The sequence below is a fragment of the Streptomyces sp. NPDC005863 genome, from assembly GCF_042871345.1.
In the GTDB taxonomy this organism is placed as follows: domain Bacteria; phylum Actinomycetota; class Actinomycetes; order Streptomycetales; family Streptomycetaceae; genus Streptomyces.
Genome location: NZ_JBIAII010000003.1, coordinates 168,937 through 194,446, shown reverse-complemented (window position 1 = coordinate 194,446; position 25,510 = coordinate 168,937). Strand labels below are relative to the sequence as shown.

Below are 25,510 nucleotides of genomic sequence, written 5' to 3'. Positions count from 1 at the left end.
CCGTACGATCGGGAAGGTGGCTGGTCGCGGACGCGGGTCGTGGGTGGTGGCGCTGTGCGGCACGCTCTGCCTCGCGCTGCTCGCCCTGCTGGCCGGCTGTGGCGGCGACCCGGTCCCGGACGCCGCCGCCGACGACGTGCGCAGACTCCTTGAGCGGCGCGCGCGGGCCGTCCTCGCCGACGACGCGACGGCGTACGAGCGGACCGAGCGGCCCGCGCAGGGCGCCCCCGACCTCTTCGACCGCGTCGACGACGTGCCGCTGGACTCCTGGGAGTACCGGCTGACCGGGCTGGAGCGCACCGGTGCCGAGGCCACCGCGAGCGCCGAACTCCTCTACCGCATCAAGGGCCAGGACCGCGCCCCGGTCACCGCGGAGCGCACGCTCTCGCTGCGCCGCGGCGACGGCCGGTGGTACGTCACCTCCGAGCGCCCCGCGAAGAAGTCCGGCCAGCAGCTCTGGGACCAGGGGCGCGTGCGCGTCGAGCGGGGGGCGCACAGCCTCGTCCTCGGCGTCGGGCAGAGCGCCGCGGAGCTGCGCGCCCACCGTGAGCTCGCCGACCGGGCGGTGCGGCACGTGCGGGACGCCTGGCCGGGCGGCTGGCCGGGGAAGGTCGTCGTCCTGGTGCCGCACTCCCTGGACGACATGGCGGGGCTGCTCGGGGCGTCCGCGTCCGGGTACCGGGGGATCGCGGCGGTGACCACGGGTGAGGCGGGCGGCTCCGGCCGGGCGCCCGCCGACCGGATCATCGTCAACCCCGACGCGTACGGCGTCCTCGGCGACTTCGGCAGGCAGGTCGTCCTCACCCACGAGGCGACCCACGTGGCGACCCGCGCGCAGACCTCCGCGGCCACCCCGCTCTGGCTCTCCGAGGGCTTCGCGGACTGGGTGGGCTACCGCGGCACGGGGCGCACCGCGGCGCAGGCCGCGCCCGAACTGCGGCGTGCGGTGCAGCGCGGGCAGGCGCCGGACGCGCTCCCCGAGGACGACGACTTCGGCTTCGCGGGGGACGCGACGCGGCTCTCGGGGGCCTACGAGGGCGCCTGGCTGGCCTGCCGGATGATCGCCGAGCAGTGGGGCGAGCGGAAGCTGACGGACTTCTACCGGGCGGTGGGCGCCCACGACAAGCGGGCCGGCGCGGTCGGGGACGCGCTGCGGGACGTCCTGGACACCACGCCCGGAGACTTCACGGCGCGCTGGCGTACGTATCTGCGTGCGGAGCTTGGCTGAGCTGGTCCGGCGCCGGGTACCGCTGCGCCCGGTACGGTTCGGACACGGTCTGCCGCCACAGGTTCCGGCAGGCCAGCAGGGTCGCCGCGACCAGCAGGCCGTTGCGTACGAGGAGCAGCGCCACGCCCAGCGGATCGCTCGCGACCACGTGCGAGAACCAGACCGGGAACTCCAGGAACGTGACGAACGTGGCCGCGAGCACCAGCCGCGCCGGGACCTCCATGCGGCTGCCGCGGAACACCAGGCAGACCGCGCCGACGCCGACCAGCCAGAGCATGTACTGCGGGCTGATCACCCGGCTCGTGGTGGTGAAGAGCAGCACGGCCACGAAGGCCGCGTCCGCCGGCGTGCTCGCGACCCGGGTCGTGGCCCGCAGCCGCCATACCAGGAGCCAGCAGAACGCGGCGGCCGTCAGCGCCTGCGCCGCGGTGCTCACCAGCGACACGTACGGGCCGAGGAACTCCACCGAGCCGTAGTTGAGCCGCACTTCGCCCCGCCAGCCGAGGTGGCGCCCGATGTGCAGGACGAGGGCGCCGAGGGACTCCACCTCGGTGCCGCGGTCGCGCTGGAAGGTGAGGAAGGCGAGGGCGCCCGGCATCGGCACGACGAAGGCCAGGGTGAGGGCGCAGGCCGTGCCCGCCGCCGCGGCCCAGGACCGCCGGGTCGCCCGCCCGCGCGGGGCGCCGACGAGCAGCAGCACCGGCCACACCTTGAGCAGTGCCCCGAACCCGGCGAGCACCCCCATGGTGCGCGGGTGCCGCGCCCCGGCGAGCAGCGCGGCGACCGCGACGGCGACGACCATCACGTCGTAACGGGCGTACACGGTGGGCCCCAGCAGGGCCACGCCCGCGACCCACGTCCAGGCGCCGCGCGGCGACTTGCCGGGGCGCCGGCCCGCGTACAGGAGCAGTCCGCACACCGTGGCGTCGCAGAGCAGGGCGAGGACGAAGAAGGCCGTGTCGTAGCCGAGGAAGGGCAGCAGGGCGGGGGAGAGGACCGCGAGGGCGGCGGCGGGCGGGTACTGCCAGGTGACGTCGTCGAGCGGGAAGGTGCCGGTGCGCAGGACCTCGTACCAGCCCTGGTAGATGACGGAGACGTCGCTGGTCACGTCCGGGCCCGGACCGGCGAGCACATGGAGGACGCACAGCAGCAGGACGGTTCTGGTCAGGACCCAGACGGTCAGGATGCGCATCATGTGCACTTCGCCCCTTTCCCGCTATTTCATTGCGATTCGGGGAGTCATGATGCCGGGCCGGGCCGGGCGAGGGCGAAGAGGCTGGGCCGTGCGGCGCCGCGGAGGGGTCCGGTGGCCCGGAGGGCACTCCGTGCCGCGGCGCGCCTTTCGGTACTGTCGTGCGCGATGCACAAGACCCTGATCGTCACGAACGACTTCCCGCCCAGGCCCGGTGGCATCCAGGCGTTCCTGCACAACATGGCGCTGCGCCTGGACCCCGAGCAGATCGTCGTGCACGCCTCCACCTGGAAGCGCGGCCGCGAGGGCGCCGAGGCCACCGCCGCCTTCGACGCCGAGCAGCCCTTCCAGGTCGTACGCGACCGTACGACGATGCTGCTGCCGACCCCGCGCGTCACCCGGCGCACGGTCTCGCTGCTGCGCGAACACGGCTGTACGTCGGTGTGGTTCGGGGCGGCCGCGCCGCTCGGTCTCATGGCGCCCGCGCTGCGCAGGGCGGGCGCGCGCCGGATCGTCGCCACGACCCACGGCCACGAGGCGGGCTGGGCCCAACTGCCCGCCGCGCGCGGGCTGCTGCGGCGGATCGGCGAGTCGACGGACACGATCACCTATCTCGGCGAGTACACCCGCTCACGGATCGCCGGGGCGCTGACCCCGGTGGCGGCGGGCCGCATGGTCCAACTGCCGCCCGGCGTCGACGAGAAGACCTTCCACCCCGGCTCCGGCGGCGCGGAGGTACGGGCCCGGCTCGGCCTCACCGACCGGCCCGTCGTGGTCTGCGTCTCGCGTCTTGTGCCGCGCAAGGGGCAGGACACGCTGATCCTCGCCCTGCCGAGGATCCTCTCCGCACAGCCGGACGCGGTGCTGCTCATCGTGGGGGGCGGCCCTTACGAGGAGGACCTGCGCCGGCTCGCCGCCGAGACGGGAGTGGCCGATTCCGTGCGGTTCACCGGGGCGGTGCCGTGGGGGGAGCTTCCCGCGCACTACGGCGCGGGCGACGTCTTCGCCATGCCCTGCCGGACCCGGCGCGGGGGCCTGGACGTCGAGGGCCTCGGCATCGTCTACCTGGAGGCGTCCGCGACGGGCCTTCCGGTCGTCGCCGGCGACTCCGGCGGGGCGCCGGACGCGGTGCTCGACGGGGAGACGGGGTGGGTCGTCCGCGGCGGGGCGCCGGAGGAGGCGGCCGACCGGATCGTCGCCCTGCTCGGCGACGGGGCGCTCCGCGCGCGGATGGGGGAGCGGGGCCGGGCGTGGGTGGAGGAGAAGTGGCGCTGGGATCTCCTGGCGGAGCGGCTCAAGGAGTTGCTCTAGTCGCCTGAGGGGTTGCCGCGACGGGACGGAGGGCGGCTGCGGGTCGGGGTGGGTTGCTCGCGCAGTTCCCCGCGCCCCTAAAAGATTGCGCAGTTCCCCGCGCCCCTAAAAGCCCCTGCACGCCCGCGGTCTGGAGGCGGCGGAGCCGGCTTTCAGGTGCGCGGGGAACTGCGCGAGCAACCACGCACCACCCGCACTCGCGACGGAAGAAGCCCGCCCATGGCGCGTGGGCGCCCCCGTTCGCGCAGCCCGAGGCTAGCCGCGATAGATCGACTCGATCTCGTCCGCGTAGTCCTTCGCCACGACATTCCGCTTCAGCTTCAGCGACGGCGTCAGATGGCCCGACTCCTCCGTGAACTGCGAGCCGAGCACCCGGAACTTCCGTACGGACTCCGCCTTGGAGACCGCCGCGTTGCCGTCGTCCACCGCGCTCTGGATCGCCGCGAGCAGATCCGCGTCGTCCCGCAGCGACGTCGCCGTCGACCCCGCGGGCTTGCCGTGCTCCGCGGCCCAGCGGCCGAGGAACTCGTCGTCGACCGTGACGAGCGCGCCCACGAAGGGACGGCCGTCGCCGACGACCATGCACTCGGCGACCAGCGCGTGCGCGCGGATGCGGTCCTCGATCACGGCGGGGGCCACGTTCTTGCCGCCCGCGGTGACGATGATCTCCTTCTTGCGGCCGGTGATGCGCAGATAGCCGTCCTCGTCGAGCGTGCCGATGTCACCGGTGTGGAACCAGCCGTCGGCCAGCGCCTCTTCGGTGGCGCCCTCGTTGTTCCAGTACTCCTTGAACAGGTGCTCGCCGTGGAGCAGCACCTCGCCGTCGTCGGCGATGCGGACCACCGAGCCGGGCAGCGGCTGGCCGACCGTGCCGATCTTCTGGCGGTCCCACGGGTTGAAGGCGGTGGCCGCGCAGGACTCCGTCAGGCCGTACCCCTCAAGGACCGTGAAGCCGATGCCGCGGAAGAAGTGGCCGAGGCGCTCGCCGAGCGGCGCGCCGCCGGAGATCGCGTACTCGCCGCGACCGCCGAGGACCGCGCGCAGCTTGCTGTAGACCAGCTTGTCGAAGACCTTGTACTTGACCTTCAGGCCGAGCGACGGGCCCGCGGTCGTGTCGAGCGCGCGGCTGTACGCGATCGCCGTGTCCGCCGCCTTGTCGAAGATCTTGCCCTTGCCGTCGGCCTGCGCCTTGGCGCGCGCCGAGTTGTAGACCTTCTCGAAGACGCGCGGGACGCCCAGGACCATGGTCGGCCGGAAGGAGGCGAGTTCGTCCGTGAGGTTCTTGACGTCGGGCGCGTGGCCGAGCTTGATCGGCGCCATCAGCGCGGCGACCTCGACGAGCCGTCCGAAGACGTGCGCGACGGGCAGGAAGAGCAGCACCGAACACTCGCCCGTACGGAAGAGCGGCTTGAGGCGCTCCACCACGTTGCCGCACTCCGCGAAGAAGCTGCGGTGGGTGAGCACGCAGCCCTTGGGGCGTCCGGTGGTGCCCGAGGTGTAGACGATGGTGGCCGGATCGTCGGCGCCCGCGACCGCGCCGCGCTCGTCGACGATCGCGTCGGCGACCTCCGCGCCGGCGGCGTGCAGCTCGTCGACGCCGCCCTTGTCGATCTGCCAGACGTGCGCGAGGCCGGGCAGCCGGTCGCGCACGGACTCGACGGCGCCGGCGTGCGCGTCCAGCTCCACGACGCAGGCGACGGCGCCGGAGTCGCCGAGGATCCACTGGATCTGCTCGGCCGAACTCGTCTCGTACACCGGCACGGTGACCGCGCCGGCGCTCCAGATGGCGAAGTCGAGGAGCGTCCACTCGTACCGGGTGCGGGACATCAGGCCGACCCGGTCGCCGGGGCGCACGCCCGCCGCGATCAGACCCTTGGCGGTGGCGCGCACGTCGGCGAGGAAGGCCTTGGCGGTGACGTCCTGCCAGCGGCCGTCGACCTTGCGGCCGATGACGGCGACATCCGGGTGCTGCGCGGCATTTCTGCGGACGATGTCGGTCAGATTGCCGTCCGCAGGGACCTCGTACAGGGCCGGAAGGCTGAACTCGCGCAAGACTGCTGCTCCTACATAAGGGCGCCGGCGCCACGACGTTGTGTGCTGCGACGGTGCGGTCCAAGATCGGGCAGGTGCTCAGTCGAGATGGGGGGCTGAGCACTACTGGACTGCCCGGACGTTACCCACCGGTATGGCTTGTTCGGTAGGGGGGCAGGCCCAGATGTTCGGTGCGTCACACGTCGCTGTGGTCTGCATCGCACAGTACGCCACCGTCTTCCCGACTCGGAAGTAACCGCAGGTCCGGCCGGTGGACGGGCGCCGGGCGGTGGCCCCTACCCTCCGCGGGGCCGCCGTCCTAGGGTGATCGGCATGCCAGCTTTCCGGGTCAACGTGGTCAGTGACGTGCACGGCAACGCCGAGGGGCTCGCCCGCGCGGGGGAGGGCGCGGACGCGCTCGTCTGCCTGGGCGACCTCGTGCTCTTCCTCGACTACGCCGACCACTCGCGCGGCATCTTCCCCGACCTCTTCGGCGCGGAGAACGCCTCACGGCTTGTGGAGCTGCGCACCGCCCGCCGTTTCGACGAGGCCAGGGAGTTCGGGGGGCGGCTCTGGGGGGAGGTCGACCGGGCGGCCGCGATCGAGGGCGCGGTCCGCAAGCAGTACGCCGAATTGTTCGCGGCCTTCCCCACGCCGACCTACGCCACCTACGGCAACGTCGACATCCCCGCCCTGTGGCCCGAGTACGCGGGCCCCGGCACCACCGTCCTGGACGGCGAGCGGGTGGAGATCGGCGGCCGCGTCTTCGGCTTCGTCGGCGGCGGCCTGCGCACGCCGATGCGGACGCCGTACGAGATCAGCGACGAGGAGTACGCGGCGAAGATCGAGGCGGTCGGCGAGGTCGACGTGCTGTGCACGCACATCCCCCCGGACGTTCCCGAGCTCCTCTACGACACGGTGGCGCGCCGCTTCGAGCGTGGCAGCGGCGCGCTGCTCGCGGCGATCCACCGGACCCGTCCGAAGTACGCGCTCTTCGGCCACGTCCACCAGCCGCTGGTCCGGCGCATGCGCATCGGCGCGACGGAGTGCGTGAACGTCGGGCACTTCGCGGGGTCGTCGCGGCCCTGGGCCCTGGAGTGGTGAGGGCGAACCGCGCGGTAGCCTTCACGCGGTAGGACCACCTCGGACACCCCCGTACCGGACCGCATCTGGAGGAGCCACGGCCATGGCCGAACACACCAGCTCGAGCATCACGATCGAGGCGGCACCGGCCGAGGTCATGGGGGTGATCGCCGACTTCGAGCGCTACCCCGACTGGACGGGTGAGGTGAAGGAGGCCGAGGTCCTCGCCACCGACGAGCGGGGCCGCGCCAAGGAGGTCCGCCTCGTCATGGACGCGGGCGCGATCAAGGACGACCAGACGCTCGGCTACACCTGGACCGGGGACGACGAGGTGAGCTGGACCCTGGTGAAGTCGCAGATGCTGCGTTCCCTGGACGGCTCCTACCTGCTCCGCCCGGCGGGGACCGGCACCGAGGTCACGTACCGGCTGACGGTGGACGTCAAGATCCCCATGCTCGGCATGATCAAGCGCAAGGCAGAAAAGGTCATCATCGACCGAGCCCTCGCGGGCTTGAAGAAGCGAGTCGAGTCGAAGGAAGCCTGAGCTAGGGGGCAGGGCGAAGCCCGCCCCAGGGGCGCGGGGAACGGCGCGAGCAACCACACTCGACCGAGAGCCGCGAACAGGCAACGTCCCCACGGCGAGTGGGCGCCCCACCCTGGAGCCAAGGGGGACGTGGGGCGCAGCCTCCGCTCCCCAGGGGCGCGGGGAACGGCGCGAGCAACCACACTCGACCGAGAGCCGCAAACGAAGCAGCCCCCCCACGGCGAGTGGGCGCCCCCGTCCAAGCCCGCGCAGCCTCCCGTACCGTTCACCCACATGCGCACCCTCCTAGTCACCGGCCCCGGCGGCTCCGGACGGACCACGTTCGCGGCGGCCACCGCACTCGCCGCCGCGCGCGCGGGCCGGCGGACCCTGGTGCTCTCCGCCGACCGCACCGACACCCTCGGCGCAGTGCTCGGCGCCCCCGGCGCCGACGCGCACCCCGGACTCACCGTCCGACGGCTCGCCCCCGACACCCGCTTCCGCGACGACCTGCTCGCCGTGCAGGAACGTGCCGCCTCCGCCCTCGACCTGCTCGGCGCCGAGCGGCTCGACGGCGAGGAGCTCACCCCGCTGCCCGGGGCCGAGGAGCTGGCCCTGCTCCGCGCCCTGCGCGACGCGGCCCGCGAGTCCGGCCGGGACGGCGGCCACGACACCGTGATCGTCGACCTGCCCGCCGCACCCCGCGCGCTCGCGGTCCTCGCGCTCCCCGAGCAGCTCCGCCGCTATCTGCGCCGGCTCCTGCCGCCCGAGCGGCAGGCCGCCCGCGCCCTGCGCCCCATGCTCGGCCGGCTCGCCGGTGTCCCGCTGCCCGCCGCCTGGCTGTACGAGAGCGCGGCCCGCCTGGAGGACGAACTCGCCGCCGTCCAGCGCGTGATCGAGGCCCCCGGCACCACCGTCCAGCTGGTCGCCGAGCCCGGCCCCGCGGGCGCCGACGCCGTCCGCACCACCGCCACCGGCCTGGCCCTGCACGGCCTGCGCACCGAGGCCCTGATCGCCAACCGCGTACTGCCGGACGCGAGCGCCGACACCTGGCTCGCCGGGCTCGCCGCCCAGCAGCACAAGACGCTCGACGCCTGGGAGTCCGCGTACGGCCGCGTCGGCAGGGTCCCGCACCTCGGCCGCGACCCGCGGGGCCCCGACGACCTCGCCGCCCTCGGCCTGCCGGCCCCCGCCGCCGCCCCCGCCCCCGTCGCCTGGCCCGTCACCGAGGCCCCGGCAGAGGAGGCGGACCACCGGTACGTCTGGCACATCCCGCTCCCCGGCGTCGCCCGCGACGAGCTCGGCCTGATCCGGCGCGGCGACGAACTCGTCGTCACCGCGGGCCCCTTCCGCCGCATCGTCACCCTGCCGTCCGCGCTGCGCCGCTGCACGGTCGCCGGGGCGGGGCTGCGCGAGGGCGAGCTGCGGGTACGGTTCGCGCCCGACCCGGGCCTCTGGCCGCGCGGGAACTGAATCCGCCGCGACCCGGCCCGCCCCCGCACGGACGGTGAACGCGTGACCGCCATTCGGGTAACGTCGAGTGGCATGAGCGATGCCACCGAGCGCGAAGCCCCCGAAGCCGACGCGGACGCCTGGGAGAAGGCCTGCGCCGAGGATCTCGCGGCCGAGCGGGCCCGCCGCCGCGACCGGTACGGGGCCCCGACCGGGTCCGCCGCCGAGGAGCTGCGCAAGCTCGTCGACGCCGTCTCGGAGAAGCTCTCCGGGCTGCAGTCACCGCTGCTCGGCGCGGTCGCGCAGGGCGCCGTCGAGCAGACGGTCAAGCAGGTCGTCCGGGAGGCGAAGGCCGCCGTCGAGCCGGTCATCGAGCGCAATCCGGACGTCTTCGACCACCTCGCGGCGGCCGGCTCCGAGCTGCTCGCCGCCTACCGCTCCGCGGCCCGGGGCCAGGAGGGCCGGTGGACCCGCGGCGACGGACGGGCCGGCGACGCGAAGGACGGGCCGAAGAGCGGTGCCGAGGACGGCGCGCAGGGTGACGCACCCGGCGGCGCGCAGGCCCGGGACCGCCGGGACGAGGGCCCCGCGGCGGGGGAACACATCGATCTGGACTGACCCCCCTCGGGTACGGTGGGCCGTAGCGGGGCTCGATCGAACTGAGGGATTCATGGGACTCACCATCGGCGTCGACATCGGCGGCACCAAGATCGCGGCCGGAGTGGTCGACGAGGACGGCAACATCCTCTCGACCTTCAAGGTGCCGACCCCTGGTACTTCCGAGGCCATCGTCGACGCGATCGCCTCCGCCGTCGCGGGCGCACGGGCCGGGCACGAGATCGTCGGCGTCGGCATCGGCGCCGCCGGATACGTCAACCGCCAGCGCTCCACGGTCTACTTCGCGCCGAACATCGACTGGCGCCAGGAGCCGCTCAAGGAAGAGGTCGAGAAGCGCGTCGGCCTGCCGGTCGTCGTGGAGAACGACGCCAACGCCGCGGCCTGGGGCGAGTACCGCTTCGGCGGCGGCAAGGGCCACCGCAACGTCATCTGCATCACGCTCGGCACCGGCCTCGGCGGCGGCATCATCATCGGCAACAAGCTGCGCCGCGGCCACTTCGGCGTGGCCGCCGAGTTCGGCCACATCCGCATGGTCCCCGACGGCCTGCTCTGCGGCTGCGGCAGCCAGGGCTGCTGGGAGCAGTACGCCTCGGGGCGCGCCCTCGTGCGGTACGCGATGCAGCGCGCCAACGCCACCCCCGAGAACGCCGAGTACCTGCTCTCGCTGGGCGACGGCACCCCCGAGGGCATCGAGGGCAAGCACATCTCGATGGCCGCCCGGCAGGGCGACGCCGTCGCGATCGACTCCTACCGCGAGCTGGCCCGCTGGGCGGGCGCCGGCCTCGCCGACCTGGCGTCGCTCTTCGACCCGTCCGCGTTCATCGTCGGCGGCGGCCTCTCGGACGAGGGCGAGCTGGTCCTCGACCCGATCCGCAAGTCCTTCAAGCGCTGGCTCGTCGGCGCCGCCTGGCGCCCCGAGGCCCAGGTGATCGCCGCCCAGCTGGGCAACGACGCGGGGCTCGTCGGCGCGGCCGACCTGGCGCGGGAGCCGGATCCCGTCATGTGACCCCGGCCCGTACGGCGCACCGGTGCCCGTCGCGTCCCCTCCGGGAGCGGCGGGCACTGTCGTATCTTGATCGCCATGGCCAGCGAACCGCTCCCCAACTCCCGCACCGAACCGGACGGTTCGGCCGTCATCCGGGTGCTCAGCTACAACATCCGCTCGATGCGCGACGACACCGCCGCGCTCGCCCGGACCATCTCCGCCTGCGCTCCCGACCTCGTCCTGATCCAGGAGGCGCCGCGGTTCTTCCGCTGGCGCAAGAAGCTGGCCCGCCTGGCGCGCGCCGCCGACCTGGTGATCCTCTCCGGCGGCGGCAGCGCGGCGGGCCCCGCGCTGCTCTGCTCGCTGCGCGCCACCGTCGAGCGCACCGAGGACGTGCTGCTGCCGCTCACCCCCGGCCTGCACCGGCGCGGCTTCGCCACCGCCGTCGTCCGCCTCGGCGGCGCCAGGATCGGCGTCCTGAGCTGTCATCTGAGCCTGCGGAGCGACGAGCGGTACGAGCAGGGCGGCATGCTGCTCGACCGGCTCGCAGGGATGGGTGTGGAGCACGCGGTCGCGGGCGGCGACCTCAACGAGCGGCCCGACGGGCGGACGTTCCGCAGGCTCGCCGGCGCGCTGACGGACTGCTGGGCGGCGAAGCCCTGGGGGAGCGAGAACACCTCGACGCCGGCCGATCCGCACCAGCGGATCGACGCGCTCTTCGCCACTCCCGGCATCGAAGTCCTCGGCTGCGGCGTGCCGTTGGGGCTGCCCGGGGTGAGCGAGGAAGACCTGAGGGCGGCCACGGACCACCTGCCGGTCCTGGCCGCCCTCAGGGTTCCCGCGCCCCGTCGGGGTGACGAGGCCCGGTGAGGTCTACGGTCGCTGCTTCACCTTGTCGACGACCGCCCACTCGACGGTGTGTGACAGCTGGGTGTACGTCTTCTTCCCGTCGCGCGAGACCCGCTCATCACGAAAGCCCAGGAACGCATAGGACTTCGGGTCGAAGATGAGGTACCTGCCCTTGAACCGGGAGGGGTAGGCGATCCCCACACCGGGACGCCCGGCGGAGTCCTCGACCCCTTCGACCGTCTTGACGCCGGGCACGAGCGCCAGTCCTTCGTAGGCCGCGGCGCGCAGTCCTCCGGGCAGCGTCGGAGCCTTCAGGAGCTCGCCGAGCAGGAAGTAGGCCTGCCACCGGTCGTCCTTGGTGAGTGCGCTGATCGGGGTGTCGCTGCTGCCCATGGACACGATGGCCGGGACGAGCCTCTCGGGGTCGGTGGGCAGCTTCTTCAGCTCGGCCCACCGGCGGGGCGGCCACACCCCCTCGCCCTTGCCCATGGGCTCCTCCCACATGACCCTGCCGAGCTCCATGGACAAGGAGCGCTTGGAACCATCCACCGAGTCCCACATCTCATCGGTGTAGGTCCTGACCTCGCCGGTCTTCTGCTCCGTTTCCTTGATGACCCGCTTGGAGTAGAGGAACTGGTCGTCGCGGGGCACCACGGTCCGCTTCTCGTGCCTGCGCTCCCGGGCCGCCGCGCCGCTGAGCACCTTCGCGGCGGCGACGGTGGCCGCGCTGGGTGAGTCGACGGCGGGCGGCTTCGCCTGCTGCCGCTCATTCGTACCGTCGCCGGTGACCAGAAGGGTCGCGGCCACCGCCGCCGCCACCAGGCCGGTGACGGCGATGCGCAGCACCGGCCGGCGCCTGGACGGCCGTACCGCCGTGGGCCGTTCGTTCATCGCGGCGAACAGCCGCACGCGTGCGCGGTGGCGCGTGTCGTCGTCCAGCGGGGGAGCCCCCGCCTCCCAGCCGCGCAGTTCATCGAGCTCATTCATGGGCGTGTGCCTCCTGGAAAGCTGTCGGATCGGACCCGCCCAGTGCTTCGCGCAATGCGCTGCGAGCCCGGTGCAGCCGTGATCTGACGGTGCCGACGGGCACCCCCAACGCCTGCGCCGCCTCCTCGTAGCTGAGGTCGGCCCACGCCACGAGGAGGACCACGTCGCGGTGGCGGGCGGACAGCCCGGCCAGCGCCGCAGCCAGGTCCATGCGGACCCCCGCGGCGCCGGCCCGGGCCACCGCGCGGTCGGCGACCGGCTCCTCGTGCGGCACCGGCGAGGGCACCCGTGCCAGCGCCTTGAAGCGGCGGGCCTCGGCCCTGCGGTGCCGGCCGATGAGGTTGGTCGCGATGCCGAACAGCCAGGCGCGGGCGTCGGCCCGCGCCGGGTCGTACCGGTGGCGCTGCCTGAAGGCGGTGATGAAGGTGTCGGCCATCAGATCCTCCGCCGCCTCCAGGCCGAGCCGGCGTGCCGCGTACCGGTATACGGAGTCGGCGTGCCGGTCGTAGAGGACGGCGAACTGCTCGGGCTCGTCCCGGGACCGTTCGATGGACCGGGCGTCACTCGGCTCGGGCTGCCCGGCAGGCGGCTCGTGCTCTCCCCTGTGGAGCACGTGCGAACCGGCGCGGGCCTCGGGGTGGTGCGCGCCGAGGGGGACGCCGGGATCGACGGTCATCGGGGCTCCTTTCGTTCGTCTGAACGCCTCGAAGGCTTGGGCTCGTTCGGTGGTTCACCCCTTCTTCGCCGCCGGCCGTGATCGGGTTCCATCCGGGTGCGGGCACACGAAAGGCCCGCCCGGAGCTGTCCGGACGGGCCCTCTCGTTGGTGCCCTCGCTGGTGCCTGGGTCAGACGACCGCGCCGCGCCCCGGGTCGTCGTCCTCCTCGTCGTCGCCGCCCATCCGCATCACGAGCGTGGCGAAGCCGCCGAGGAAGCCGCCGATGCCGAGCGTGGTCAGCCACCACGTCATCTGCCAGCCGAACAGCACCGCCAGCAGGATGAGCAGCGGCCCGCCGAGCACGGCGAGCCAGGCGAACCTGGCGGTCACGTCCCCCTCGGGGAGCGGCGGCGGCTCCGGCGGCACGAAGTGGCCCTCGTCGTCGGCGTCGAAGTCGGACTCGGAGGGCTCAGGGGTGGTGTAGTCGCGGGGGCCGCCGACGCCGGGTGCGAACGAGACGGAGCTGCCGAGCGGCTTGCCGACGCCCGGCTTGTCCTCGGCGTCCTTGGCCGGGCCGACCGCCGGGCCGCCGCCCGCGGGCCCGTTCGACTCCGTCTCCAGGAGCGCCAGGCCGTCGACCGACTTGAAGGGCTTGGCGCCCGGCGGGTCCGCGGGCTCCTCGCCGTACCCCGCGACGATCGCCTGCCAGGCGGCGTCCTCGTCCAGGGGCAGGCCCTCGGGCGGCTCCTCGCTCTTGCCGGGAACCTTCTCGGGCTCGCGGCTCTCCTCGCGGTCCGCCTCGTGCTCAGCCACCGGTGGCCGTCCCTTCCTTGCCGAAGCTGGGGGCGAGCCGGTCGATGAACGTGTGGCTCTCCTCGAAGATCCGGTCCGCGTCGTAGTCCAACGTCGCGACGTGGTAGCTCTGTTCCAGCAGGATCTCCGTGACGTCCCTGGAGGAGACGCGGCTGAGGATCCGGGCCGAGTCGGCGGGCGGCACCACGTGGTCGCGCGGGCTGTGCAGCACCATCAACGGCTGCGTCACCTGCGGCAGTTCGGCGTCGACCAGGCGGAAGAAGCGGCGCAGCGAGTGGGCGGCGTGCAGCGGGATGCGGTGGTAGCCGATCTCCTCGGAGCCGGGCTTGGCGATGTCGCTGACGATGCCCTTGGTGCTCGGCACCAGGTGCCGGGCGACCGGCAGGGCGTGCGCCGCCGCGCCGTGCACCTTGTTCCCCGGGTTGACCAGGACGAGGCCGCTGATCGCGTCGCCGTGCTTCGCGGCGAGCCGCAGCGCGAGCGCACCGCCCATCGAGAGCCCGAAGACGAAGACCCGCTCGCACCGGTCGACGAGGCCGCGCAGCTCGCGCTCCACCTCGGCGTACCAGTCCTGCCAGCCGGTGATCTGCATGTCCTCCCAGCGGGTGCCGTGCCCGGGCAGCAGCGGCAGCGAGACGGTGAGGCCGCGCTCCGCCAGATGCTCGGCCCAGGGGCGCAGCGACTGCGGGGATCCGGTGAAGCCGTGGCAGAGGAGGACGCCGACCTCGCCGCCTTCGTGGCGGTACGGCTCGGCTCCGGGGAGGACCGGCACTTCGGTCTCCTTCGTGAGAGGTGGGAGTACTTCACCGTACGCGACCGGACTGACACCGACCAGGGTCGTCGGGCCCATTGGCGGTACCCCGGGTTAAGGTCTGATCCACAGAAACAGGAGGCACTCGGTTTGATCTACGGCGCAATGAAGGTTGCCATCGGAGGGCCGCTGAAGCTCGGCTTCAGGCCCTGGGTGGAGGGCCTTGAGAACGTCCCCGCCGAAGGCCCAGCGATTCTGGCCAGCAACCACCTCTCGTTCTCGGACTCCTTCTTCCTCCCCGCGGTCCTCGACCGCAAGGTCACCTTCATCGCCAAGGCGGAGTACTTCACCTCGCCGGGGGTGAAGGGCAAGTTGACCGCGGCCTTCTTCAAGGGCGTGGGCCAGCTCCCGGTGGACCGCTCCGGCGGGCGCGGCGCGGGTGAGGCGGCGATCAAGAGCGGCATCGAGGTCCTGGAGCGCGGCGAGCTCTTCGGCATCTATCCCGAGGGCACCCGCTCGCCGGACGGACGCCTCTACCGCGGCAAGCCCGGCGGCCTCGCGCGCGTGGCGCTCGCCACCGGCGCCCCCGTGCTGCCCGTCGCGATGATCGACACGGAGAAGATCCAGCCGCCCGGCAAGGTGCTGCCCAAGCTGATGCGGCCCGGCATCCGCATCGGCGAGCCGCTCGACTTCCGCCGCTACCAGGGCATGGAGCAGGACCGCTTCGTGCTCCGTGCGCTGACCGACGAGGTCATGTACGAGATCATGAAGCTCTCCGGCCAGGAGTACGTCGACATGTACGCGACGGCCGCGAAGCGCCAGATCGCGGAGGAGGCCAAGGCCGCCAAGGCCCTGGAGAAGAGCGCCGAGAAAAGCACGGAGAAGAGCGCGGGCGACAAGGAACGTTCCGGCGCCTAGCCGCGTCCGTTCAGGGGCGGGGAACGGGTGGGAAGACGGCGGTGGGGGACATGGCCAAGCGCGAGAAAGTCATGAGGATGTCGGTCGAGCAGCCGCTGTGGCGCGCGCTCACCGCCTACCGCGTCCTGACGATGCTGTACGCGATCGGCCTCTTCGTCGCGGCGCACGAGAAGCTGGACCGCCCCTGGCTCGCCGTCGCCTACTACGCGGTGCTCGCCCCCTGGACCCTGGCCACCCTGCCCCGCGTCGCGAACGCGGCGAGCTGCACCCGGCGCTTCCTCTTCGCCGACCTGACCGTCGCGATCGTGGGCATCCTGCTCACGCCGCTCGCCGACTCCCAGCAGCGGATCGTCGACGGCGGCCCGACGCTGCCCTCCATATGGACCGCGGGCTCCGTGCTCGCGTTCGCGATCAAGGGCGGCTGGCGCTGGGCGGCCTCGGCGTCGCTGCTCGTCGGCGTCGCCAACGTGGTGCAGCGCGGCGCGTTCAGCCGCGACACCCTGCACAACGTCCTGCTGGTCTGCATCGCCTCCATCGCCATCGGATACGTCGTGGAGCTGGCCCGCGCCTCCGAGCGCACCCTGGCCCGCGCCCTGGAGATAGAGGCCGCCACCCGCGAGCGCGAACGGCTCGCCCGCGACATCCACGACAGCGTCCTGCAGGTCCTCGCCATGGTGCAGCGCCGCGGCACGGCCATCGGCGGCGAGGCCGCGGAGCTCGGCCGGCTCGCGGGCGAGCAGGAGGTCGCGCTGCGCACCCTGGTCGCCGGGGGCCTGGTCCCCGCGTCGCACGCGTCGGAGGACGTCTCGCAGGGCGCGGTCGTACGCGAGGTCGAGGTGCCGGACGACGAGCCGGACGACACGGCGCCGTGCGATCTGCGCTCGCTCCTCGCCCCGCACGCCGGGTCGAAGGTGACGCTCTCCGAGCCGGGCGCGCCGGTCCTCCTCGCGCCGCGGGCCGCGCGGGAGCTGGCGGCCGCCGTCGGCGCCGCCCTGGACAACGTCCGCAGACACGCGGGTGCCGACGCCCGCGCCTGGATCCTGGTCGAGGACGAGCCGGACGACGTGATCGTGACGGTCAGGGACGACGGCCCCGGCATCCCGGAGGGGCGGCTCGTGGAGGCCGAGGGGGAGGGGCGGCTCGGGGTCGCGCTGTCGATCCGGGGGCGGCTGCGGGACATCGGGGGCACGGCCGAGCTGATCTCGGTGCCGGGCCAGGGGACGGAAGTGGAACTGAAGGTGTCGCGCGCGCAGGCGCGGGAGGCACGGGGGAAGGCGGGAAAGGCGAGATGAACGAGCACCAGAGGCAGAATCCGGCCACGGAGGCCACCGGGGCAGTCGAGGTCACGGAGGCCACCGGGACGGCCGAGGTCACCGGGACGGCCGAGGTCACCGGGACGGCCGAGGCCACCGGGACGGCAGCGGCCACCGGGACGGCAGTGGCCACGGGTACGGAAGGGGCCGCCGCGGTCGCCCCGACCAGGGTCATGGTCGTCGACGACCACCCCATGTGGCGCGACGCGGTCGCCCGCGACCTCGCGGAGGCCGGCCTCGACGTGGTCGCCACGGCAGGCGACGGCGAGCAGGCGGTCCGCCGCGCCCAGGCGGTCACCCCCGACGTCCTGGTCCTCGACCTGAACCTCCCGCTGAAGCCGGGCGTGCAGGTCTGCAAGGAGCTCGTCGGCGCCAACCCGGCGCTGCGCGTCCTGGTCCTGTCCGCGAGCGGCGAGCACGCCGACGTCCTGGAGGCGGTCAAGTCCGGCGCGACCGGCTACCTCCTGAAGTCGGCGTCCACCGAGGAGCTGATCGACGCGGTGCGCCGCACGGCCGTCGGCGACGCGGTCTTCACGCCCGGTCTCGCCGGCCTGGTCCTCGGCGAGTACCGCCGCCTGGCCACCGAGCCCGCCGCCGGCACCCCCGACGACCCGAAGGCCCCGCAGCTCACCGACCGCGAGACGGAGGTCCTGCGCCTGGTCGCCAAGGGCCTGAGCTACAAGCAGATCGCCGAGCGCCTGGTCATCTCGCACCGCACCGTGCAGAACCACGTCCAGAACACCCTCGGCAAGCTCCAGCTGCACAACAGGGTCGAGCTCGTGCGGTACGCGATCGAGCGGGGCCTGGACGACGCGTGACCCCGAGGCAGCCGTCGCGTGCCCCTCGTACGAGTGAAAGCACGTGATCAACTTGCCTGCGCAGTACAGGAATTGACCGTTCGCACCGTCCCGGAGTGACCTGGGTCACCATTAGCGTGACTCGCATCAGGTCACTGAGGCGAAGGGACTTTTCCTATGGGGGCCAAGAAAATTGGCGTACTGACCGGAGGCGGCGACTGCCCCGGGCTCAACGCCGTCATCCGGGGCATCGTCCGCAAGGGCGTGCAGGAGTACGGCTACGACTTCGTCGGGTTCCGGGACGGCTGGCGCGGTCCGCTGGAGGGCGACACCGTCCCGCTCGACATCCCCGCGGTCCGCGGCATCCTGCCGCGCGGCGGCACCATCCTCGGCTCCTCGCGCACCAACCCGTTCAAGGCGGAGAACGGCGTGCGCCGCATCAAGGAGAACCTCGCCAAGTACGAGGTCGACTCCCTGATCGCCATCGGCGGTGAGGACACCCTCGGCGTCGCCGCCCGGCTCACCGACGAGTACGGGATCCCGGTCGTCGGCGTCCCCAAGACCATCGACAACGACCTCTCCGCCACCGACTACACCTTCGGCTTCGACACCGCGGTCGGCATCGCCACCGAGGCGATCGACCGTCTGCACACCACCGCCGAGTCGCACATGCGCGTCCTCGTCGTCGAGGTCATGGGCCGCCACGCGGGCTGGATCGCGCTCCACTCGGGCCTCGCGGGCGGTGCCAACGTCATCCTCATCCCCGAGCAGCGCTTCGACGTCGACCAGGTCTGTGCCTGGGTGACCTCACGCTTCAAGGCGTCGTACGCCCCGATCGTCGTCGTGGCCGAGGGCGCGATGCCCAAGGACGGCGAGATGGTGCTCAAGGACGGGTCGCAGGACTCCTTCGGGCACGTCAGGCTCTCCGGGGTCGGCGAGTGGCTGGCCAAGGAGATCGAGGGGCGCACCGGCAAGGAGGCGCGCACCACGGTCCTCGGGCACGTCCAGCGCGGCGGCACCCCGAGCGCCTTCGACCGCTGGCTCGCCACCCGCTTCGGCCTGCACGCCATCGACGCGGTACGGGACGGCGACTTCGGCAAGATGGTCGCGCTGCAGGGCACGGACGTCGTCCGCGTCCCGATCGCGCAGGCCACGGCGAAGCTGAAGACGGTCGACCCGGCGCTGTACAAGGAGGTCGGCGTCTTCTTCGGCTGACGCCACCGCACACAGGGACGGCCCCCGGCCCCGGGCGCCGTCCCTTCCTGCTCCGGGTGCCGTCCCTGCGCGCGGTACCTAGACTCGCGCCCATGGAGATCCTCGCGTTCGGCGTGCAGGCGGACGAGAAGCCGCTGATCGAGAAGGCCTTCGCGGGACACCACGACGTCCGCTGCCTCGACGTGTTCCTGAACGAGGACACCGCGCCCATCGCCGCCGGTTACGAGATCATCTCCTCCAGCGTCAACGCGACCCTGAACAACCACGTCCTGCAGACCCTCGCCGCCGGCGGGACGCAGATGATCGCCCAGCGCTCCACCGGCTTCAACAACATCGACCTGCGGGTCGCCGAGCGGCTCGGCCTGACCGTCGCCCGCGTCTCGGCCTACTCGCCCTACTCCGTGGCCGAGTTCGCCTGGACCCTGGCGATGGCCGTCAACCGCCGCATCGTCCGCGCCAGCAACCGCACCCGCGACTTCGACTTCCGCCTCGACGGGCTGATGGGCCGCGACCTGCGCGGCCGCACCGTCGGCGTGCTCGGCACCGGCAAGATCGGCGAGGCGTTCACCCGCATCGCGCACGGCTTCGGCATGCGGCTGCTCGGCTGGGACGTCGCCGAGAACCCGGCCTGCGCCGCCCTCGGCATGACGTACGTGGAGAAGGACCGGCTCCTCGCCGAGGCGGACCTGGTCAGCCTGCACGTGCCGCTGCTCCCCTCCACCCGGCACCTCATCGGCGCCGACGCGCTGCGCACGATGAAGGACGACGCGATCCTGGTGAACTCCAGCCGGGGCGGCCTGATCGACACCCACGCCCTGGTCGGGGAGTTGCGGGCGGGCCGCTTCACGGGCGTGGGCCTCGACGTGTACGAGGCGGAGGCCGGGCTGTTCTTCCTCGACAAGTCCCTGGAGGTCGTCGAGGACGACACCCTGGCCCGCCTCGTCACGTTCCCCAACGTCGTCGTCACCTCCCACCAGGCGTACTACACGACGGACGCGGTCGGCCAGATCATCGACACCACGGTGCGCAACGTCCTCGACTACAGCGCGGGCCGCCGCTCCGAGAACGTCCTCGTGCCCGCCGAGGCGAGCAGCTGACCGAGCAGGTCGCGCACGATGCCGGTGCCGCGCAGCGTCAGCACCGACTCCGGGTGGAACTGCACGCCCGCGAAGGAGGGGCCGCGCACGGCGTGCACCTCGCCGCCGGCGCCGTCCACGGCGACCTCCACGTCGTGCGCGGCCAGCTCCGCCCGCGTCTCCGCGTCGCACCGCGCCACGAAGCTGTTGTAGAAGCCGACGGTCTCCGGCCGCCCGAACAGCTCGACGCGGGTCTGCGCCCCCTGGTACGGCACGTCCTTGCGCACGATCTCCAGGCCCAGCTCCGCCGCGATCAGCTCGTGCCCGAGACAGACGCCGAGCACGCCGTACGGGTGGGTGCGGATCACCTCGGCCGCCAGCGACCGCAAGAAGCGCATCTTCGGGTCGGTGAGGTCGGACGGGTCACCGGGGCCGGGGCCGAGGACGACGGGACCCCGGTGCGCGAGCACCGTCTCCCGCAGCCCCGCCTCGTCGTAGCGCCGCACCGACACCCGAAGGCCCAGGGAGCGCAGCACGTGCGCGAGCATCGCGGTGAACGTGTCCTCGCCGTCCACCACGAGCGCGTGCCCGGCCAGCTCGTCACGCGGCTCCTGCATCCGCAGCCAGAACGGCGCAAGGGAGGCCCGCCGCCCGTCGAGCGCCGCCCGCACCCGCGGATCGTCGGCGAGGGCGGGCCCGGCGCCCTCCTCGCGCGGGCGGCCCGGCCGGACGCCCAGCGCGGCGAGGACCCCGGCCGCCTTCGCGTGGGTCTCGGCGACCTCGCCCATCGGGTCGGACCCGCGCACCAGCGTGGCGCCCACCGGGACCCGCAGCCGTCCGGCCGCACCGATGTCGGCCGTACGGATCAGGATGGGGGAGTCCAGGGTCTGCGCGCCGCCCGCGTCGCGGCCGATGAGGGCGAGGGCGCCCGCGTAATAGCCCCGGCCGCCGGCCTCGTGCCGCTCGATCACCCGGCACGCGTTCTGCACGGGCGAGCCGGTGACGGTCGCCGCGAACATCGTCTCCTTCAGGACCTCCCGCACGTCCAGCGACGACCTGCCGCGCAGCTCGTACTCGGTGTGCGCGAGATGGGCCATCTCCTTCAGGCGCGGCCCGACCACCACGCCGCCCATGTCGCCGACGGTGCACATCATCTTGAGCTCCTCGTCGACGACCATCGACAGCTCCTCGATCTCCTTGCCGTCGGAGAGGAAGGACAGCAGGTCGTCGGCGGTGGGCCCGGCGGCCGGGTAGCGGTAGGTCCCGCTGATCGGGTTCATCACGACGGTCCCGCCGGACATCCGGACATGGACCTCCGGGCTCGCCCCGACCAGCGTCCGCTCCCCGGTGTGCACGACGTACGTCCAGTAGGCGCCCCGCTCGCCGACGAGCAGCCGCCGGAAGAGCGCGAGGGCGTCGGCCCTGCCGAAGTCCGGGATGTGCCCCTCGTACGTACGCCGGATGACGAAGTTGGCGCCCTCGCCCCGGCCGATCTCCTCGCGCAGCACCCGCTCCACGATGCCCGCGTACGCGGTGTCGTCCACGTCGAAGGCGCCGCCCTCGACCCGCACGTCGTGCGCGGGCAGCGCGGCGAGCGCCTCGGCGAGCGGCACCTCGTGGCGCACCTGCGGCATCAGGACGGTGAGCGGCGTGCCGTCGTCGCGGACGTCGAAGCCGCGCTCCCTGATCTGCCGGAAGGGCACGAGCGCGAGCCCTTCGGGGATGTCCGCGAGCCGTTCGTACGTGCCCGTCGGGCCGATCAGGACCTCGACCGTGTCGTGGTCGTGGCCCGGGGTGCGGCGGCGCAGCAGGGCGAAGGGGCGGTCGTCGGACAGCAGGTCGGTGAGGTGCATGGATGGGGTTCCTTCTCACTGGGAGAGGAACGGCCCGGCCCGGGAAGTCCCGGAAAACACTGAAGGCCGCCCCTCGGGCGGCCTTGGCGAGTCTGTGTGCGCGCAGAGTCAGTGGGCCGCCGGGAGAGCGGGCCACCACCAGTTCTGGTTCGTCGTCTGCGTACGCATGTCCGGCACCCTAACGCATCGCCGGGACGCCGGGTGTTTCCTCCGTCTCACTTGGTGAGCGGGTGAATGGACGGAGCCCCGCACCCCGTAATGTTGACGAGGTGACCGTGAACGCTAAGACCACCACCACCGGTGGCAACACCTGGCGAAACCTGCCCGCGGCGCAGCAGCCCGAGTACCCCGATGCCGAGGCTCTGCGCGATGTGATCGCGGACCTCGAGTCGTATCCGCCGCTCGTCTTCGCGGGCGAGTGCGACCAGCTGCGCGCCCGACTGGCGTCCGTCGCCAAGGGAGAGGCGTTCCTGCTCCAGGGCGGCGACTGCGCCGAGGCCTTCGACGCGGTGTCCGCCGACCACATCCGGAACAAGCTGAAGACCCTGCTCCAGATGGGCGCCGTCCTCACGTACGCGGCGTCCGTGCCCGTCGTGAAGGTGGGCCGCATCGCGGGGCAGTACTCCAAGCCGCGCTCCAAGGGCACCGAGACCCGCGACGGCGTGACCCTGCCGACGTACCGCGGCGACTCCGTCAACGGCTTCGACTTCAACGAGAAGGCCCGCATCCCGGACCCCGAGCGCCTGAAGCGGATGTACAACGCATCCGCCTCCACGCTCAACCTGGTGCGCGCCTTCACCACCGGCGGCTACGCCGACCTGCACCAGGTGCACGCCTGGAACCAGGACTTCGTGAAGTCGTCCCCGTCCGGCCAGCGGTACGAGCAGCTGGCCCGCGAGATCGACAACGCGCTCAACTTCATGAAGGCCTGCGGCACCGACCCGGAGGAGTTCAAGACCGTCGAGTTCTACGCCTCCCACGAGGCGCTGCTGCTCGACTACGAGACGGCGCTGACCCGCGTCGACTCACGCACCGGTCGGCTGTACGACACCTCGGGCCACATGGTCTGGATCGGCGAGCGCACCCGGCAGCTGGACCACGCGCACATCGAGTTCGCCTCCCAGGTGCGCAACCCCATCGGCGTCAAGCTCGGCCCGACCACCACGGCCGAGGAGGCGCTGCAGTACATCGAGCGCCTCGACCCCGACCGCGAGCCCGGCCGGCTGACCTTCATCGTCCGGATGGGCGCCGACAAGGTCCGCGACAAGCTGCCCGAGCTCGTCGAGAAGGTCACCGCCTCCGGCGCGACCGTCGCCTGGATCACCGACCCGATGCACGGCAACACCTACGAGGCGGCCTCCGGTCACAAGACCCGCCGCTTCGACGACGTGCTCGACGAGGTCAAGGGCTTCTTCGAGGTCCACAAGGCGCTCGGCACGCACCCCGGCGGCATCCACGTCGAGCTCACCGGTGACGACGTCACCGAGTGCGTGGGCGGCGGCGACGAGATCTTCGTCGACGACCTGCACCAGCGCTACGAGACGGCCTGCGACCCGCGGCTCAACCGCAGCCAGTCGCTCGACCTGGCGTTCCTGGTCGCCGAGATGTACCGCGACCAGTAGTTCTCCGCCGTACGCACGAGTGGGGCGCGGATCCATGTGATCCGCGCCCCACCGGCGTATCAGGGCTTTTGTGGACTCGGGGCCATGGGTAAGGTTAGGTTAGCCTCACCGATCAATCGGGACGGCGCTGCCGATGAGTCCACTCCGGGAGGTGAACCGCGTGTACGTCTGCAACTGTTTCGGGGTCACCGAAGCGCAGGTGAAGAAGCACGCGGAGGACGGTGCCTGCACCCCCCGCCAGATAGCGTCGGCCTGCAAGGCCGGCACGGACTGTGGTTCGTGCGTGCGGCGCATCCAGGCCCTGCTCGGCCGGGGCGCCTGCCCCCGCCGTGAGCTGGTGGACCAGGGAGAACCCGCGATGGAGCCCCTGACCGACACCCGGCTTCCCGAGGCCGCCTAGCTCTCCGGCTGCTCGATGAGCTGCGCGATGTAGAGCGCCTCACCCAGCTTCTCGACGAGCTCCAGCTGGGTGTCCAGATAGTCGATGTGGTGCTCCTCGTCCTCGAGGATCGACTCGAAGATGTTCGCGGACGTGATGTCGCCCTTGGTCCGCATCACCTCGATGCCGCGCCGGAGACGGTCGATCGCCTCCACCTCGACCTGCCGGTCGGCCTGGAACATCTCGGTGACCGTCTGGCCCACCCGGACGTGGAAGAGCCGCTGGTAGTTGGGCAGACCGTCGAGGAACAGAATCCGGTCGGTCAGCACCTCCGCGTGCTTCATCTCGTCGAAGGACTCGGACCGGGTGTACTTCGCGAGCTTCGTCCAGCCGAAGTTTTCCTGCATCTTGGCGTGGAGAAAGTACTGGTTGATCGCCGTGAGTTCGGCGGTCAGCTGCTCGTTGAGAAATTCGATGACCTCGGGGTCGCCCTGCATCGCAGAGGCTCCTTCCGCGCGGGTTACTGGGCAGGTAGCGCGCATCCTTGCACCGGCGTTCGGAGGCCGTCCAGTAAGTGCACGCTTAGTAGGAGTTGCCCCGATCGGTGACCCCGGGGCCGCGGCTGGTCACGGCCACCGTCCCGGGTCTGTCAGGATGGAGCCATGGGTCAGCCGGCGGAACGCGCATCTCGTGAGGCAGCGGAGCCGGAGCTTCCGCCGGGTCAGCGGCTGCAGCGCGGCTGGCCGGTCACGCACTACGGCCCGGTCCCGAAGTTCCGCCCCGAGCGGTGGGAGTTCAGGGTCTTCGGCGCCACCGCCGACCAGGAGAAGCACTGCTGGACCCACGAGGAGTTCTCCGCGCTGCCGTACGACACGGTGGTCGCCGATCTGCACTGCGTGACCAAGTTCAGCATGCTGGGCGCCGAATGGGGCGGGGTCTCCGCGCGAACGCTCCTGGAGATCGCGCCGCCCGCGCCGAGCGCGACGCATGTGATGGTCTGGGCCGAGTACGGCTTCAGCTCCAATCTGCGGATGGCGGACTTCGACTCCGACCGCACGATCTTCGCCACCCACAAGGGCGGTGAACTCCTCACCGCGGAGCACGGTTTCCCGCTCCGGCTCGTGGTGCCCCACCTGTACGCGTGGAAGGGCCCCAAGTGGGTCCGCGGCATCGAGTACATGACCGCCGACCGCCGCGGCTTCTGGGAGGAGCGCGGCTATCACAACCTCGGCGATCCGTGGCAGGAGCAGCGCTACTCGTACCAGGAGGAGCCCGGGGACGGCCCCGAGCTCTGACCTCCTGGCGGCTCCCGTCAGTGGTATTGGTGCACCACCGCATGACCCTTGCCGCGGCCGATCATCCACTTGTTCACCGGTGTGGTGACCACGAACGCCAGGGCCAGTGAGGCGGCGAGGACCCACCAGAACATCGCGTCCGCCAGGTGCGCGTCCATGGCGCCGGGCCACAGCGCGATCACGCCGTTGTCGATCAGCTCCATGACCGCGATGGACAGGGTGTCGGCGGCGAGCGCGACCCGGACCGCCGTCCTGAAGTCGACGCCGGCCCCGAGGATGCCGCGCAGCGTCAGCGCGTAGCCGAAGACGAAGGCCAGGACGATCGCGAGGGCCATCGTCGGCACGTTGCCCCAGCCGAACGCGGTGCCGACGACCATGCCGAGCACCTCGCCGATGGCGCACCCGGTGAGGCAGTGGAGGGTGGCCTGCGCGGCCGTGCGCCAGCTGACCTTGCCGAGGGCGGGGGCGTGATGTTGGTGGTGATTCGCCTGCCCCGAGTGACCCACGTGCCCCGCGTGATCCCCGTGCCCTGTGTGCGTCTCGTGCTGCATGGTTTCCCCCG

At 72.3% G+C, this 25,510-nt stretch carries 25 protein-coding genes; 16 read left to right on the top strand and 9 right to left on the bottom strand.

Annotated features, from left to right (window positions below; genetic code table 11):
- Positions 1–16 precede the first annotated feature (16 nt).
- Positions 17–1,228 carry a hypothetical protein gene (locus ACFYO9_RS13260; RefSeq protein WP_358777451.1) on the top strand — a complete coding sequence of 404 codons (1,212 nt, stop codon included), beginning with the start codon at positions 17–19 and terminating at the stop codon, positions 1,226–1,228.
- Here ACFYO9_RS13260 and ACFYO9_RS13255 read toward each other — a convergent pair.
- Positions 1,185–2,423 (bottom strand): glycosyltransferase 87 family protein, encoded by a 1,239-nt coding sequence (locus ACFYO9_RS13255; protein ID WP_358777450.1) that lies wholly within the window; start codon positions 2,421–2,423, stop codon positions 1,185–1,187. The genes ACFYO9_RS13260 and ACFYO9_RS13255 overlap by 44 nt on opposite strands.
- Positions 2,424–2,588: 165 nt before the next feature.
- On the opposite strand from ACFYO9_RS13255, the gene ACFYO9_RS13250 reads away from it, so the two are divergent.
- Entirely contained in the window at positions 2,589–3,731 is a 1,143-nt protein-coding gene (locus ACFYO9_RS13250) for a glycosyltransferase family 4 protein (protein WP_358777449.1), read from the top strand.
- A 255-nt stretch (positions 3,732–3,986) separates the two neighbouring features.
- Here the strand turns inward: ACFYO9_RS13250 and ACFYO9_RS13245 are convergent, their stop codons facing one another.
- Positions 3,987–5,783, bottom strand: a complete 1,797-nt coding sequence (locus tag ACFYO9_RS13245; RefSeq protein WP_358777448.1) for an AMP-binding protein — start codon at positions 5,781–5,783, stop codon at positions 3,987–3,989.
- Between the two features lie 333 nt (positions 5,784–6,116).
- On the opposite strand from ACFYO9_RS13245, the gene ACFYO9_RS13240 reads away from it, so the two are divergent.
- The 6 genes from ACFYO9_RS13240 (at position 6,117) to ACFYO9_RS13215 (ending at position 11,293) form a co-directional block, all read left to right on the top strand.
- Entirely contained in the window at positions 6,117–6,866 is a 750-nt protein-coding gene (locus ACFYO9_RS13240; protein WP_355813892.1) for a metallophosphoesterase, read from the top strand.
- 82 nt (positions 6,867–6,948) lie between these two features.
- Positions 6,949–7,389 (top strand): SRPBCC family protein, encoded by a 441-nt coding sequence (locus tag ACFYO9_RS13235; RefSeq protein WP_355813677.1) that lies wholly within the window; start codon positions 6,949–6,951, stop codon positions 7,387–7,389.
- A gap of 273 nt (positions 7,390–7,662) precedes the next feature.
- Positions 7,663–8,841: an ArsA-related P-loop ATPase gene (locus ACFYO9_RS13230; RefSeq protein WP_358777447.1), complete on the top strand. Its 1,179-nt coding sequence runs from the start codon at positions 7,663–7,665 to the stop codon at positions 8,839–8,841.
- A gap of 72 nt (positions 8,842–8,913) precedes the next feature.
- Positions 8,914–9,438 (top strand): DUF5304 domain-containing protein, encoded by a 525-nt coding sequence (locus ACFYO9_RS13225; protein ID WP_358777446.1) that lies wholly within the window; start codon positions 8,914–8,916, stop codon positions 9,436–9,438.
- Positions 9,439–9,490: 52 nt separating this feature from the next.
- The gene (locus ACFYO9_RS13220) at positions 9,491–10,444 is read left to right on the top strand and encodes an ROK family glucokinase (protein ID WP_355813669.1); all 954 of its coding nucleotides are present in this window, start codon (positions 9,491–9,493) and stop codon (positions 10,442–10,444) included.
- 75 nt (positions 10,445–10,519) lie between these two features.
- A complete protein-coding gene (locus ACFYO9_RS13215) occupies positions 10,520–11,293 on the top strand; it encodes an endonuclease/exonuclease/phosphatase family protein (RefSeq protein ID WP_358777445.1) in 774 nt (257 codons plus the stop codon).
- A 3-nt stretch (positions 11,294–11,296) separates the two neighbouring features.
- Here ACFYO9_RS13215 and ACFYO9_RS13210 read toward each other — a convergent pair whose 3' ends face one another.
- The 4 genes from ACFYO9_RS13210 to ACFYO9_RS13195 all read right to left on the bottom strand — a co-directional run bounded on the left by ACFYO9_RS13210 (position 11,297) and on the right by ACFYO9_RS13195 (position 14,501).
- Positions 11,297–12,259, bottom strand: coding sequence for a CU044_5270 family protein (locus ACFYO9_RS13210; protein WP_358777444.1), 963 nt, complete (start codon positions 12,257–12,259; stop codon positions 11,297–11,299).
- Positions 12,252–12,935: an RNA polymerase sigma factor gene (locus ACFYO9_RS13205; RefSeq protein WP_358777443.1), complete on the bottom strand. Its 684-nt coding sequence runs from the start codon at positions 12,933–12,935 to the stop codon at positions 12,252–12,254. The genes ACFYO9_RS13210 and ACFYO9_RS13205 overlap by 8 nt, the downstream gene beginning before the upstream one ends.
- Before the next feature lie 170 nt (positions 12,936–13,105).
- The gene (locus ACFYO9_RS13200) at positions 13,106–13,729 is read right to left on the bottom strand and encodes a hypothetical protein (RefSeq protein WP_358777442.1); all 624 of its coding nucleotides are present in this window, start codon (positions 13,727–13,729) and stop codon (positions 13,106–13,108) included.
- Complete coding sequence (locus tag ACFYO9_RS13195) at positions 13,722–14,501, bottom strand: alpha/beta fold hydrolase (protein ID WP_355813655.1); 780 nt, start codon at positions 14,499–14,501, stop codon at positions 13,722–13,724. Before ACFYO9_RS13195 ends, ACFYO9_RS13200 begins: the two co-directional genes overlap by 8 nt.
- 144 nt (positions 14,502–14,645) lie before the next feature.
- Between ACFYO9_RS13195 and ACFYO9_RS13190 the strand changes: the two genes are divergently transcribed.
- From ACFYO9_RS13190 to ACFYO9_RS13170, 5 genes are all read left to right on the top strand, one after another.
- Positions 14,646–15,398, top strand: a complete 753-nt coding sequence (locus ACFYO9_RS13190) for a lysophospholipid acyltransferase family protein (protein ID WP_388666255.1) — start codon at positions 14,646–14,648, stop codon at positions 15,396–15,398.
- Between the two features lie 50 nt (positions 15,399–15,448).
- Positions 15,449–16,690, top strand: a complete 1,242-nt coding sequence (gene macS / locus ACFYO9_RS13185) for a MacS family sensor histidine kinase (protein WP_358777441.1) — start codon at positions 15,449–15,451, stop codon at positions 16,688–16,690.
- A 194-nt stretch (positions 16,691–16,884) separates the two neighbouring features.
- Positions 16,885–17,529: a response regulator transcription factor gene (locus tag ACFYO9_RS13180; protein ID WP_355813886.1), complete on the top strand. Its 645-nt coding sequence runs from the start codon at positions 16,885–16,887 to the stop codon at positions 17,527–17,529.
- Between the two features lie 156 nt (positions 17,530–17,685).
- Positions 17,686–18,723 carry a 6-phosphofructokinase gene (locus ACFYO9_RS13175; RefSeq protein WP_358704534.1) on the top strand — a complete coding sequence of 346 codons (1,038 nt, stop codon included), beginning with the start codon at positions 17,686–17,688 and terminating at the stop codon, positions 18,721–18,723.
- A 92-nt stretch (positions 18,724–18,815) separates the two neighbouring features.
- Positions 18,816–19,820 (top strand): 2-hydroxyacid dehydrogenase, encoded by a 1,005-nt coding sequence (locus ACFYO9_RS13170; RefSeq protein ID WP_358777440.1) that lies wholly within the window; start codon positions 18,816–18,818, stop codon positions 19,818–19,820.
- Here ACFYO9_RS13170 and ACFYO9_RS13165 read toward each other — a convergent pair.
- A complete protein-coding gene (locus ACFYO9_RS13165) occupies positions 19,763–21,652 on the bottom strand; it encodes an anthranilate synthase family protein (RefSeq protein WP_358777439.1) in 1,890 nt (629 codons plus the stop codon). The two genes, ACFYO9_RS13170 and ACFYO9_RS13165, sit on opposite strands and share 58 nt — an antisense overlap.
- Before the next feature lie 269 nt (positions 21,653–21,921).
- Here ACFYO9_RS13165 and ACFYO9_RS13160 point away from each other — a divergent pair, with 269 nt between their 5' ends.
- Together ACFYO9_RS13160 and ACFYO9_RS13155 are read left to right on the top strand one after the other, a co-directional pair.
- A complete protein-coding gene (locus ACFYO9_RS13160; RefSeq protein WP_355813642.1) occupies positions 21,922–23,274 on the top strand; it encodes a class II 3-deoxy-7-phosphoheptulonate synthase in 1,353 nt (450 codons plus the stop codon).
- 133 nt (positions 23,275–23,407) lie between these two features.
- Complete coding sequence (locus ACFYO9_RS13155) at positions 23,408–23,674, top strand: (2Fe-2S)-binding protein (protein WP_355813639.1); 267 nt, start codon at positions 23,408–23,410, stop codon at positions 23,672–23,674.
- On the opposite strand, the gene bfr is transcribed toward ACFYO9_RS13155, so the two are convergent.
- Positions 23,671–24,150 (bottom strand): bacterioferritin, encoded by a 480-nt coding sequence (gene bfr, locus ACFYO9_RS13150; protein ID WP_355813637.1) that lies wholly within the window; start codon positions 24,148–24,150, stop codon positions 23,671–23,673. The two genes, ACFYO9_RS13155 and bfr, sit on opposite strands and share 4 nt — an antisense overlap.
- 165 nt (positions 24,151–24,315) lie before the next feature.
- Here bfr and ACFYO9_RS13145 point away from each other — a divergent pair, with 165 nt between their 5' ends.
- Positions 24,316–24,948, top strand: coding sequence for a sulfite oxidase-like oxidoreductase (locus tag ACFYO9_RS13145; RefSeq protein ID WP_358777438.1), 633 nt, complete (start codon positions 24,316–24,318; stop codon positions 24,946–24,948).
- 17 nt (positions 24,949–24,965) lie between these two features.
- On the opposite strand, the gene ACFYO9_RS13140 is transcribed toward ACFYO9_RS13145, so the two are convergent.
- The gene (locus tag ACFYO9_RS13140; protein WP_358777437.1) at positions 24,966–25,499 is read right to left on the bottom strand and encodes a DUF4396 domain-containing protein; all 534 of its coding nucleotides are present in this window, start codon (positions 25,497–25,499) and stop codon (positions 24,966–24,968) included.
- Positions 25,500–25,510 lie beyond the last annotated feature (11 nt).

What these genes read in the sequence shown, in the direction of transcription:
- ACFYO9_RS13255 (WP_358777450.1), bottom strand. Translation starts at nt 2,423, where the DNA reads ATGATGCGCATCCTGACCGTCTGGGTCCTGACCAGAACCGTCCTGCTG.
- ACFYO9_RS13250 (WP_358777449.1), top strand. Translation starts at nt 2,589, where the DNA reads ATGCACAAGACCCTGATCGTCACGAACGACTTCCCGCCCAGGCCCGGT.
- ACFYO9_RS13235 (WP_355813677.1), top strand. Translation starts at nt 6,949, where the DNA reads ATGGCCGAACACACCAGCTCGAGCATCACGATCGAGGCGGCACCGGCC.
- ACFYO9_RS13230 (WP_358777447.1), top strand. Translation starts at nt 7,663, where the DNA reads ATGCGCACCCTCCTAGTCACCGGCCCCGGCGGCTCCGGACGGACCACG.
- ACFYO9_RS13225 (WP_358777446.1), top strand. Translation starts at nt 8,914, where the DNA reads ATGAGCGATGCCACCGAGCGCGAAGCCCCCGAAGCCGACGCGGACGCC.
- ACFYO9_RS13220 (WP_355813669.1), top strand. Translation starts at nt 9,491, where the DNA reads ATGGGACTCACCATCGGCGTCGACATCGGCGGCACCAAGATCGCGGCC.
- ACFYO9_RS13215 (WP_358777445.1), top strand. Translation starts at nt 10,520, where the DNA reads ATGGCCAGCGAACCGCTCCCCAACTCCCGCACCGAACCGGACGGTTCG.
- ACFYO9_RS13210 (WP_358777444.1), bottom strand. Translation starts at nt 12,259, where the DNA reads ATGAATGAGCTCGATGAACTGCGCGGCTGGGAGGCGGGGGCTCCCCCG.
- ACFYO9_RS13205 (WP_358777443.1), bottom strand. Translation starts at nt 12,935, where the DNA reads ATGACCGTCGATCCCGGCGTCCCCCTCGGCGCGCACCACCCCGAGGCC.
- ACFYO9_RS13190 (WP_388666255.1), top strand. Translation starts at nt 14,646, where the DNA reads ATGAAGGTTGCCATCGGAGGGCCGCTGAAGCTCGGCTTCAGGCCCTGG.
- macS (WP_358777441.1), top strand. Translation starts at nt 15,449, where the DNA reads ATGGCCAAGCGCGAGAAAGTCATGAGGATGTCGGTCGAGCAGCCGCTG.
- ACFYO9_RS13180 (WP_355813886.1), top strand. Translation starts at nt 16,885, where the DNA reads ATGGTCGTCGACGACCACCCCATGTGGCGCGACGCGGTCGCCCGCGAC.
- ACFYO9_RS13175 (WP_358704534.1), top strand. Translation starts at nt 17,686, where the DNA reads ATGGGGGCCAAGAAAATTGGCGTACTGACCGGAGGCGGCGACTGCCCC.
- ACFYO9_RS13170 (WP_358777440.1), top strand. Translation starts at nt 18,816, where the DNA reads ATGGAGATCCTCGCGTTCGGCGTGCAGGCGGACGAGAAGCCGCTGATC.
- ACFYO9_RS13165 (WP_358777439.1), bottom strand. Translation starts at nt 21,652, where the DNA reads ATGCACCTCACCGACCTGCTGTCCGACGACCGCCCCTTCGCCCTGCTG.
- ACFYO9_RS13155 (WP_355813639.1), top strand. Translation starts at nt 23,408, where the DNA reads ATGAGTCCACTCCGGGAGGTGAACCGCGTGTACGTCTGCAACTGTTTC.
- bfr (WP_355813637.1), bottom strand. Translation starts at nt 24,150, where the DNA reads ATGCAGGGCGACCCCGAGGTCATCGAATTTCTCAACGAGCAGCTGACC.
- ACFYO9_RS13145 (WP_358777438.1), top strand. Translation starts at nt 24,316, where the DNA reads ATGGGTCAGCCGGCGGAACGCGCATCTCGTGAGGCAGCGGAGCCGGAG.
- ACFYO9_RS13140 (WP_358777437.1), bottom strand. Translation starts at nt 25,499, where the DNA reads ATGCAGCACGAGACGCACACAGGGCACGGGGATCACGCGGGGCACGTG.